The organism is Gilliamella sp. X-57 (assembly GCF_057063565.1).
Genome location: NZ_JBXSQI010000012.1, coordinates 76,396 through 87,367 on the forward strand (window position 1 = coordinate 76,396; position 10,972 = coordinate 87,367).

A 10,972-nucleotide genomic window follows, 5' to 3' on the forward strand; every position below is an offset into this window, starting at 1 on the left:
CTTGATATAAATCCTTAGAAAACTCGAAATAAAATTTTCAATGATTCAAATTTCATTTCAATCCTTTCCTGGAGGACAATGTGTCTAAACGCAGAGTTGTTGTTACTGGAATGGGCATGATATCTCCTGTAGGTAATACAGTTGAATCCACTTGGCAAGCTTTATTAGCTGGACAAAGTGGCGTTGAACTCATAGAGCACTTTGATACTGCCCCTTTCGCAACGCGCTTCGCAGCGATGGTTAAAAACTTTAATGGCGAAGATTATAATATTTCACGCAAAGATGCGCGTAAAATGGATTATTTTATCCAATATGGTATCGCTGCTGGTATGCAAGCAATGCAAGATGCTGGCATTGAGATCACGGAAGAAAACGCAAAACGTATTGGCTGTGCTATAGGTTCAGGTATTGGTGGACTTGGATTGATTGAAGAGAACCACAGTGCATTAGTCAATGGTGGACCGCGTAAAATCAGTCCTTTTTTTGTACCATCAACAATTGTTAATATGATTGCTGGTCATTTATCCATTATTTATGGATTAAAAGGGCCAAGTATTACTATAGCAACAGCATGTTCTTCTGGTGTGCACAATATTGGTCATGCTGCACGTATGATTGCTTATGGTGATGCAGATGCGATGTTAGCTGGTGGGGGAGAAAAAGCTAGTACTCCACTTGGTATTGGTGGTTTTGGTGCTGCTCGTGCATTATCGACCAATAATGATGATCCTAAAGGTGCAAGTCGTCCATGGGATAAAGATCGTGATGGTTTTGTGCTTGGTGATGGTGCTGGTATTATGTTCTTAGAAGAATATGAACACGCCAAAAAGCGAGGAGCTAAAATCTATGCTGAACTGGTTGGATTTGGTATGAGTGGTGATGCTTATCATATGACTTCACCTCCAGCTGATGGCAGTGGTGCGGCTTTAGCAATGCAATGTGCACTGCGTGATGCAGGCATTAACCATGAGCAGGTTGGCTATATCAATGCTCATGGTACATCGACACCCGCTGGCGATAAAGCTGAAACTGAAGCCGTAAAAAGTATTTTTAAAGAAAATGCCAACAAAGTTATGGTTAGTTCAACTAAATCAATGATAGGTCATTTATTGGGTGCTGCTGGAGCGGTTGAATCTATTTTCACTGTACTTGCACTGCGTGATCAAGCTGTGCCACCAACAATTAACCTTGATAATCCTGATGAGGGTTGTGATCTTGATTATGTTCCGCATACAGCACGTCAAGTTAAGAATTTAGAATACGCACTTTGTAATTCTTTTGGTTTTGGTGGAACCAATGGTTCAGTATTATTTAAGAAAATCTAATTTCTTGTTATCCGCCGATAATATCTATTGGCGGAATATCTTTAATAAATGGTTTTTCACTTATAAATCTTATCATGAAAAGAACCTTTATCTTTTCTCAGTTTGAACTAACAATTAAAGAGAATAAGAATATCCCTCTTGCTTGTGTTATAATTTCATAATAACTTTATAGCTTCACTTCTGGTAATTATGGCGGAACCTAAATTTATTCATCTTCATTTGCATAGTGATTTCTCGATGGTTGATGGAATTGCGAAAGTTGGCACATTAGTAAATGAAGTGAGCAAGTTACAGATGCCGGCTTTTGCGATCACAGATTTTACTAATCTTTGTGGATTAGTTAAGTTTTATGGTTCAGCAATGTCAAAAGGTATTAAACCGATCATTGGTGCAGATCTTGCTATTAGAAGTTCTCAAATGCCTGATGATATTTATCGTTTAACTCTTTTAGCAGCTAATAATCAAGGATATCAAAATCTTACTTTGTTGATTTCTAAAGCTTATCAGCGAGGATATGTCGGTGATTTGCCAGTTGTTGATAATGACTGGCTAATTGAGCATCGAGCTGGATTAATTGTATTAGCAGGGCGAGAAAGTGATATTGGGATCGGTATTGTTCGTAATAATCAAATAATCGTTGATAATGCTATTAATTTTTATCTTGAAAATTTTGGTGAGCATTTTTATTTTGAATTAGTACGCACTAAACGAACCAATGAAGAGCTATTTATTCATCGAGCTGTGAATTTGGCTGAACAATATTCGTTACCCGTTGTTGCAACTAATGATGTTCGATTTTTGAAATCTTCTGATTTTGATGCTCACGAGATTCGTGTCGCTATTCATGATGGTAATACGCTAGAAGATCCTTCTAGACCTAAAAACTATTCGGCAGAGCAATATCTACGTTCAGAACAGGAAATGTGCGAACTATTTTCTGATATTCCTGAAGCACTGGAAAATAGTGTTGAAATAGCTAAACGCTGTAATGTTTCTATCCGATTAGGCGAATATTTTTTACCTAAATTTCCAACCGGAGATATGTCTACTGAAGACTTTTTAGTGCATAAATCACGTGAAGGGTTAGAAGAAAGGCTAGCGTTTTTATTTCCCGATCCAGCAATTAGAAAGCAAAGACGACCAGAATATGACGAGCGCTTAGAAACCGAATTAACAGTAATTAACCAAATGGGTTTTCCTGGTTACTTTCTGATTGTCATGGAGTTTATACAATGGTCAAAAGATAATGATATTCCAGTAGGGCCAGGGCGAGGCTCTGGTGCTGGCTCGCTAGTTGCGTATGCTTTGAAAATTACCGATTTGGATCCACTTGAGTTTGATTTACTTTTTGAACGTTTTTTAAATCCAGAACGTGTTTCAATGCCAGACTTTGATGTTGATTTCTGTATGGAAAAACGCGATCTGGTTATTGATCATGTCGCTGATATGTATGGACGAGATGCGGTTTCTCAAATTATAACCTTTGGTACCATGGCAGCTAAAGCAGTAATCCGAGATGTTGGAAGAGTGCTTGGGCATCCTTATGGGTTTGTCGATCGTATTTCAAAATTAATACCTTTAGATCCAGGTATGACATTAGCCAAAGCTTTTGAAATTGAGCCTCAGTTACAAGAGTTATATGATAATAATGAAGAAGTCAAATCATTAATCGACATCGCACGGCAATTGGAAGGTGTAACCCGAAATGCTGGTAAGCATGCCGGTGGTGTTGTGATCTCACCAACTAAGATTACTGATTTTTCACCAATTTATTGTGATCCAGAAGGCCATCATCCAGTTACTCAATTTGATAAAAATGATGTGGAATATGCAGGTCTTGTGAAATTTGACTTTCTAGGCTTACGGACATTAACCATTATTGATTGGGCAATCAAAATGATTAATGAACGTCAGCTGCGAGAGGGTAAAGAAAAAGTAGATATTACTCGAATTCCTTTAGATGATGAAAAATCTTTCGAATTATTATTAAAAGCTGAAACTACAGCGGTGTTCCAACTTGAATCCCGTGGCATGAAAGATTTAATAAGACGTTTAAAGCCTGACTGTTTTGAGGATATGATCGCTTTAGTCGCATTATTCCGTCCAGGTCCCCTACAATCAGGTATGGTCGACAATTTTATTGACCGAAAACACGGACGAGAAGAGGTTTCTTACCCTGATATTAAGTACCAACACGACTCATTAAAACCTATTTTAGAACCCACTTATGGTATTATTTTATATCAAGAACAAGTTATGCAAATCGCACAGACTCTTTCAGGTTATACACTGGGAGGTGCTGATTTATTGCGCCGAGCTATGGGTAAGAAAAAACCTGAAGAGATGGCAAAGCAACGTTCTATTTTTAAAGAAGGTGCTGAAAAACAAGGCGTTGATGGTGAGCTGTCGATGCGAATATTTGATTTGGTTGAAAAATTTGCCGGATATGGTTTTAATAAATCTCACTCGGCAGCTTATGCACTTGTTTCTTATCAAACTTTATGGTTAAAAACTCACTATCCTGCCGAATTTATGGCTGCGGTTATGACTGCCGATATGGATAATACTGATAAAATTGTTGGTTTGGTTGATGAATGTTTACGGATGGGGTTAAAAGTCAATCCTCCTGATATCAATAGTGGCCTGTATCACTTTCATGTAAATGATAAAGGTGAGATTGTTTACGGTATTGGAGCTATAAAAGGTGTCGGTGAAGGGCCTATTGAGGCAATTGTTGAAGCACGTAACAGTGGGGGATATTTCAAAAATATTTTCGAACTTTGTGCTCGAACTGATATGAAGAAGATCAATCGTCGAGTACTTGAAAAACTCACTATGGCAGGAGCTTTTGATAAATTAGGACCGCATCGAGCGGCTATATTGCATAGCATTAATGATGCAATGCAAGCGGCAGATCAATATGCTAAAGCGCAAGATATTGGTCAAGAAGATATGTTTGGTGTTTTGGCGGAAGAGCCTGAACAAGTTGAGCATGCTTATGCTGCAGTTCCCGAATTACCCGATCAAGTTTTGCTTGATGGCGAACGTGAAGCGTTAGGACTTTATTTAACGGGGCATCCAGTAACACAATATTTAAAAGAATTAAACCGTTATACCGGAGGACTGAGAATTAGTGAAGCTTCTCCAACGGGTTGGGGTAAGATGGTTACTTTTGCTGGTATTGTTACTGATGCTCGGGTTCGCATTACTAAAAAAGGTAAAAAAATCGGTTTGTTCACCTTGGACGATCGTTCTGGGCGTATTGACGGTATGCTTTTTGCGGAGTCTTTAGATAATTTCGGGCATTTACTTGTAAAAGATAAGATCTTAATTGTTACCGGTCAAGTTAGTAATGATGATTTTAATGGTGGTTTTAAAATATCAGTGCGCGATATTGCTGATCTAAAAGATGCTCGAGCTAAATATGTAAAAGGATTGTCGATTACTTTAACTGAAAGCGAAACAAATCAAGCAATATTGCAGCGTTTACAACAATTGTTTGAACCTTATCGGCATGGCAGTGTGCCAGTTAACTTATATTATCATCGAGATGATTTAGTTGTTAGGATTCAATTTGGCACGACATGGAGGATCATTCCTGAAGATGCTTTGATAGTTGAGTTAAAGACATTACTTGGTATTGACCGTATTGAATTTGATTTTGAATAATTTAAATAAACTTATGAATAGCAGTTTGATTATTAACATTGGTGAATAAAAAAACTGCTTCTATTAAGTTTATGTAGCTAAATTTTGGAAAAGTTGAAGCCTATTAATATAAATATAGGTGACTTCAATGAGTATTACATAGTAGAATTGGTTTAATTTTATCTTCAGAATTAGTCAGTATACTATTGAATAGTGTATTTTTTAAAGTACCGAATGAATTAAGAGGCAATTACAAACGTTATGAACAATTTTTTGGAATTTGAAAAGCCGATCGCGGAATTAGAAGCAAAAATTAATTCCTTAAAGAATATTGATTCACAACAAGTTGAATTAGATATTAATTTAGATAAAGAGATTAAGCAATTACATAAAAAAAGCCGTGAATTAACAAAAAAAATATTTGCTAATTTAACCCCTTGGGAAATTGCACAACTAGCTAGACATCCAAATCGTCCTTATACATTGGATTATATAAAAGAAATTTTTACTGATTTTGATGAATTAGCCGGTGATAGGGCTTATGCTGATGATAAAGCAATTGTTGGTGGCATTGCACGTATCGATGGGCGGACAGTGGTAGTTATTGGTCATCAAAAAGGTCGTGAAACTAAACAGAAGATTTATCGAAACTTTGGTATGCCAGCCCCAGAGGGTTATCGTAAAGCTTTACGGTTAATGCAATTAGCCGAACGTTTTAAATTACCAATTATCACTTTTATTGATACTCCTGGGGCGTATCCTGGTATTGGTGCTGAAGAACGGGGTCAAGCAGAAGCTATTGCACGTAATTTAAGAGAAATGTCACGCCTTAAAGTGCCCACCATTTGTACAGTCATTGGTGAAGGTGGATCTGGGGGAGCACTAGCGATTGGTGTAGCAGATAAAGTAAACATGCTTCAATATAGTACTTATTCTGTGATCTCACCAGAAGGCTGTGCTTCTATTTTGTGGAAAAGTGCTGATAAAGCTCCTGTTGCTGCTGAAGCCATGAATATGACAGCAGATAATTTATTAAAGTTAAATTTGATTGATTCAATCGTGCCTGAGCCACTTGGTGGGGCTCACCGAGATTATACCGCTATATCTGTTTCACTCAAAACCCAGCTACTTAGTGATCTTGATGAACTTGAAAGTATGGATTTATCTGTATTACTAGAAAGAAGATTTCAACGTTTGATGAACTATGGTTATGTAAGATAATTTAAATCAGGGACAGTATAATGAAAAAATCGACAGGATTACTTCGTATCTTTAATGCGACGAAATACTCTTTAAAAGGTTTAAAATCAGCCATTAAACATGAGGCTGCATTTCGTCAAGAGTTAATTGTATTGGGTTTGGCTTATGTCATTGTAATGCTGGTTGATTTTTCTATTTATGAACGCATCTTATTACTTGGTTCGATCGGTGTTGTGATGATCACCGAGTTAATTAATAGTGCAATTGAGTGTGTTGTTGATCGTATCGGCCATGAAAGACATGAGCTATCTGGCCGAGCGAAGGATTATGGTTCAGCAGCTGTATTTTTATCGTTATTATTGACTGTGATCTTATGGATTTATTTATTTTCTTGTCACTTTTTTCCGTGATTTTTTATTGAAACATATACTTTCCTGAAAGTTTTTGACAATAGATAACTAATAAAACTATTCAGAAACGAGTTCTTTAATAATAAAACTTCCAGTCTTTTCACTATCTAACGTTGTTTTTAGCCATGGCATAACTATACTCATTTGTTCATGTAATTTCCATGGTGGGTTAATTACTATCATCCCTGATGCGGTCATGCCTTTTTGGTTATTGTCTGGTTTTATTGCTAGCTCAAACTGTGAAATTCGTTTAATACCTAAATTCACAATGCCATCAATCATTTTTTGCGTTTGACTACGAGATACTACAGGATACCAAATTAAATAGATACCAGTAGCAAAACGCTTATAGGCTTCAAACAGTGCTGTAGGTATTCTTTGATAATCGTCTTTTATTTCATAGGAAGGATCGATCAATATTATCCCACGGCGTGAATTTGGTGGTAACTTCGATTTTAATTGAGAAAAGCCATCTTCACGTAATACTCTTGTTCGTTTATCTTTATTAAATTCTTGTTTTAATAAAGGATAATCGGTTGGATGTAATTCGGTGAGATTGAGCTTGTCTTGCTCACGTAATAATTGCTTAGCAATTAATGGTGAGCCAGGATAATATTTTAATTCATCAAAAGGATTATATCGTCTTAGTACCGATATATAGGTATTGAGCAATTGAGGGATATTTGATTGTTGCCAAATCAAATTAATTCCTAATAAATATTCACCTGTTTTTGCAGCATGTTCACTCTTTAATAGGTATCGGCCAGCGCCTGAATGTGTATCTAAATATAAAAAAGGTTTTTCTTTTTCTTTTAATGATTCAATACAGAATGTTAAAACAACATGTTTTAATACATCCGCATGATTACCAGCATGATAACTATGACGATAGCTTAACATTATAAATTCTCCTTCTTTTGTTCATTTTTTTGCATATAAAAGGTCGTTAAAGCTAAACAAAGAAGGCAGGGGATTTCCATTAATTCTTCTATTAAATCTTTTCGATCCCTTGTTATAACTAATAATTCATGGCCAATGCGGCGGTGTTCTGCAATATCAGCTATACCCAAGAATAAAAAAGCTAAAAATATATGCCAAACTGGAATTTTTTCGAATTTGTAGCGACGAACAATTTCTCGGCGAATTGTAGGTAAAAATATACTGAGTATTGGAAGTGCTATTAAAAAACTAGCAATAATTTTATAGTAAAAACGCGGTACTTCAGGAAAAAAGTCTCGCCCCCAACTAATTCCCCGACCAAAAAGCATCAACCACCAAAATATTGTCCAAATCCAAAATTTATATAGCTCTGAATGTTCAGCTATTTTTTTTGCATAACAATAGGTATAGCAGCACATAAATAATAAAAAGAGTGATTGAACATGTTCAATAAGAGTAACGGTAAGTCCATTATATAAAGGTATAAAGAAATTACCTATAATATAAAGAATAATACCAAGAATAACAATCGATAAGGAACTTTTGTAAAAATGGAAATCTAATTTACACATATAATATTTTAATATTAATTAGCACGTTTAAGTTTGAGTATAGTACCGCATTTACGACATAAATAACTAGCTTTATTATTTTGAATTTTATTGTGTCTTATAGATGTTAGGTGATGTTGTTGACACTTGCAGTTGTATAAATAAGTATTGCGTTGAACTGTAAAATGATGAGTTGTAGTTGGGATTTTGCCTAATATTTTGGACATAATATATTGCCATTGTTTACCGTGTGGCTTTACTTTTCCAAATTCCTTAAAAACAATTAGATGTGCCAATTCATGAGGTACAACTTCCTCAATAAAATGTGTACCATTTTCTAACAACATTATTGAATTAAGTTGAATTTCCCAACGTATTAAAAAGGCACTACCTGCAATGCTACCTTTGGGCTTATAGACAATTTTAGGTTCTTTATATTGAGTATGTAGAAGTTGATTGGCTTGTATTAAGTGAGTTCTTAAACAAGCCATTACCTGATTATGTAAATAAATTGGGATGCGTTTATAATCCTGCTGCATCTCGAAGTAGTGCTGCTTTATCGGTTTTTTCCCAAGGGAAGATATCTCGCCCAAAATGACCATAACTTGCAGTTTGTTGGTAAATTGGCTGAATGAGGTCAAGCATCTGAATCAATCCATAAGGTCTTAAGTCAAAAAATTCTTTGATAAGTGAAACAATTTTATGGTGCTCGATTTTTTCAGTGCCAAAAGTATTAATATAAATTGATGTAGGATTGGCAATACCAATTGCATAAGATATCTGTAATTCACATCTGTCAGCAAGTCCAGCCGCAACAATATTTTTGGCAACATAGCGTGCAGCATAAGCTGCTGAACGGTCAACTTTTGACGGATCTTTTCCTGAAAAAGCACCACCGCCATGATGTGCGGCTCCGCCATAAGTATCTACAATAATTTTGCGGCCAGTTAACCCACAATCTCCCATTGGACCGCCAATAACGAAGCGTCCAGTTGGATTAATAAAGTATTTTGTCCTTGAAGTTAACCATTCGGTTGGTAATGTAGGTTTAATGATTTCTTCCATAACAGCTTCATGTAATGCTTTTTGTTCAATGGCTTCTGAATGCTGTGTAGATAAAACGATAGTATCAACCCCTTTTATTTGACCGTCTTGGTAAATTAATGTGACTTGGCTTTTTGCATCGGGCCTTAACCAAGGAAGTGTGCCATTTTTTCTGACTTCCGCTTGGCGGCGCATTAAATCATGAGCATAACTTATGGCTGCAGGCATAAAATTTGGCATTTCATTGGTCGCATAACCAAACATAATGCCTTGGTCGCCCGCCCCTTGTTCTAGTGGATCTTTTCTATCGACACCTTGATTGATGTCAGGAGATTGTTTGCCAATAGCATTCAGCACCGCACATGAATTTGCATCAAATCCCATTTCAGAACTGGTATAACCAATATCATTAATGGTTTTTCGAGTTAATTCCTCAATATCTACCCAAGCTGAAGTCGTGATTTCACCACCAACTAAAGCCATACCCGTTTTTACATATGTTTCACAAGCAACACGCGCTTTTGGGTCTTGCTTTAATATTGCATCAAGTACGGCATCAGATATTTGATCGGCAATTTTATCTGGATGACCTTCTGAAACAGATTCTGAAGTAAATAAAAATTCTGACATGGATACTTTCCTTAAATTAATTTTGCATAATGATTGAAATATAAAATTCAACTTTAATGTATTTATTTTAGCAGTTTTACCATCTAGACGTCTAGCTTATAATTTATCGAAAAAAATGCAGCATTGTGGTTTAGCTAAAATTACTTGCTTTAATTTTTAATCAATTTACGATATTGCGCGTTTCTAATTTATTATTTAATAACCTATAGCTAAAAATGAGCATCACAAAACAATTTCCTTCAGTTTTAGTATTTGATTCAGGTATTGGTGGTTTATCTGTTTATAATGAAATCTATAATAAAATACCTAATGTACATTATATTTATGCATTCGATAATGAAATGTTTCCTTATGGAGATAAATCGTCAGAATTGTTAATTAATAGAGTAAATTCGGTCATTGAAGCTGTTACTCAATTTTACTCAATTGATTTAGCGGTCATTGCCTGTAATACTGCTAGCACTATCTGTTTGCCTAGTTTGCGCTCTAAATTTTCGTTTCCTATCATTGGTGTTGTACCTGCGATTAAACCAGCTAGTTTGCTTACTAAAAATAAATGTATAGGGTTATTAGCAACCAAAGCTACAATTAAAAGAACGTATATAATAGATTTAATCCGGCAATTTGCAACGCATTGTACTGTTCAGTTGTTAGGCCTCTCAGAATTAGCACTTATAGCCGAAAATAAATTACAAGGTGGTACTGTAGATATGCAACAACTGAAAGAATTAATGCAACCTTGGCTTGAATTACAAACAATCCCCGATACAATAGTGCTTGGTTGTACGCATTATCCTTTTATTAAAAAAGAATTACAGATGATTTTTCCTCAAGCTACCTTTATAGATTCAGGCAATGCGATTGCAACAAGAGTTTATAATTTGTTAAATGATAAATACGTTCTGAATCAAAAACCTTTATCTGCATCTGAAAATATTGTACTGAGTACCAACTATAATCAGTCTGTAGAAAAATTGATTAAAAAATTATCTGATTATAATCTTAATAAATATCATACTATTAAAGTTTCTGATGTTTGAATATTGCGCTAACGAATAAATATTTAATCTTTTTTGCTTGCTAAAAAAAAAGAAGCCTCTATAATGCGCATCCACTGACACGCAGTCAGCGACAAGCAGGCGGTGAGTGAGTTAAAAATAAGATCGAAAATTTGAAAAAAGATCTTGACGAATAAAAAAGTGTAGCGTAATATACGCAGCCCTTG

General features: G+C 35.5%; 9 protein-coding genes. 5 read left to right on the top strand and 4 right to left on the bottom strand.

Going from position 1 to position 10,972, the window contains the following annotated elements; genetic code table 11:
- The first annotated feature begins 80 nt into the window (after nucleotides 1–80).
- From fabF to ACYIAL_RS07015, 4 genes are all read left to right on the top strand, one after another.
- Nucleotides 81–1,325, top strand: a complete 1,245-nt coding sequence (gene fabF / locus ACYIAL_RS07000; RefSeq protein WP_174797487.1) for a beta-ketoacyl-ACP synthase II — start codon at nucleotides 81–83, stop codon at nucleotides 1,323–1,325.
- Nucleotides 1,326–1,514: 189 nt separating this feature from the next.
- Nucleotides 1,515–4,994: a DNA polymerase III subunit alpha gene (gene dnaE / locus ACYIAL_RS07005; protein WP_483751308.1), complete on the top strand. Its 3,480-nt coding sequence runs from the start codon at nucleotides 1,515–1,517 to the stop codon at nucleotides 4,992–4,994.
- Between the two features lie 240 nt (nucleotides 4,995–5,234).
- On the top strand, nucleotides 5,235–6,194 hold the full coding sequence (accA, locus tag ACYIAL_RS07010) for an acetyl-CoA carboxylase carboxyl transferase subunit alpha (protein WP_174797485.1): 960 nt from the start codon (nucleotides 5,235–5,237) through the stop codon (nucleotides 6,192–6,194).
- Between the two features lie 20 nt (nucleotides 6,195–6,214).
- On the top strand, nucleotides 6,215–6,583 hold the full coding sequence (locus tag ACYIAL_RS07015; RefSeq protein WP_194240631.1) for a diacylglycerol kinase: 369 nt from the start codon (nucleotides 6,215–6,217) through the stop codon (nucleotides 6,581–6,583).
- Nucleotides 6,584–6,640: 57 nt separating this feature from the next.
- Here the strand turns inward: ACYIAL_RS07015 and ACYIAL_RS07020 are convergent, their stop codons facing one another.
- Genes ACYIAL_RS07020 through metK form a run of 4 tightly spaced genes read right to left on the bottom strand, consistent with a single transcriptional unit; the run spans nucleotide 6,641 to nucleotide 9,747 of the window.
- Nucleotides 6,641–7,483 (bottom strand): 23S rRNA (adenine(2030)-N(6))-methyltransferase RlmJ, encoded by an 843-nt coding sequence (locus tag ACYIAL_RS07020; RefSeq protein WP_483751309.1) that lies wholly within the window; start codon nucleotides 7,481–7,483, stop codon nucleotides 6,641–6,643.
- Entirely contained in the window at nucleotides 7,483–8,094 is a 612-nt protein-coding gene (locus tag ACYIAL_RS07025) for a hypothetical protein (RefSeq protein WP_483747624.1), read from the bottom strand. The genes ACYIAL_RS07020 and ACYIAL_RS07025 overlap by 1 nt, the downstream gene beginning before the upstream one ends.
- A gap of 14 nt (nucleotides 8,095–8,108) precedes the next feature.
- Nucleotides 8,109–8,612, bottom strand: a complete 504-nt coding sequence (locus ACYIAL_RS07030) for a SprT family zinc-dependent metalloprotease (protein WP_174797482.1) — start codon at nucleotides 8,610–8,612, stop codon at nucleotides 8,109–8,111.
- Nucleotides 8,596–9,747, bottom strand: a complete 1,152-nt coding sequence (gene metK / locus ACYIAL_RS07035; RefSeq protein WP_174797481.1) for a methionine adenosyltransferase — start codon at nucleotides 9,745–9,747, stop codon at nucleotides 8,596–8,598. The genes ACYIAL_RS07030 and metK overlap by 17 nt, the downstream gene beginning before the upstream one ends.
- A 215-nt stretch (nucleotides 9,748–9,962) precedes the next feature.
- Between metK and murI the strand changes: the two genes are divergently transcribed.
- Nucleotides 9,963–10,787, top strand: a complete 825-nt coding sequence (gene murI / locus ACYIAL_RS07040; protein WP_174797480.1) for a glutamate racemase — start codon at nucleotides 9,963–9,965, stop codon at nucleotides 10,785–10,787.
- Nucleotides 10,788–10,972 lie beyond the last annotated feature (185 nt).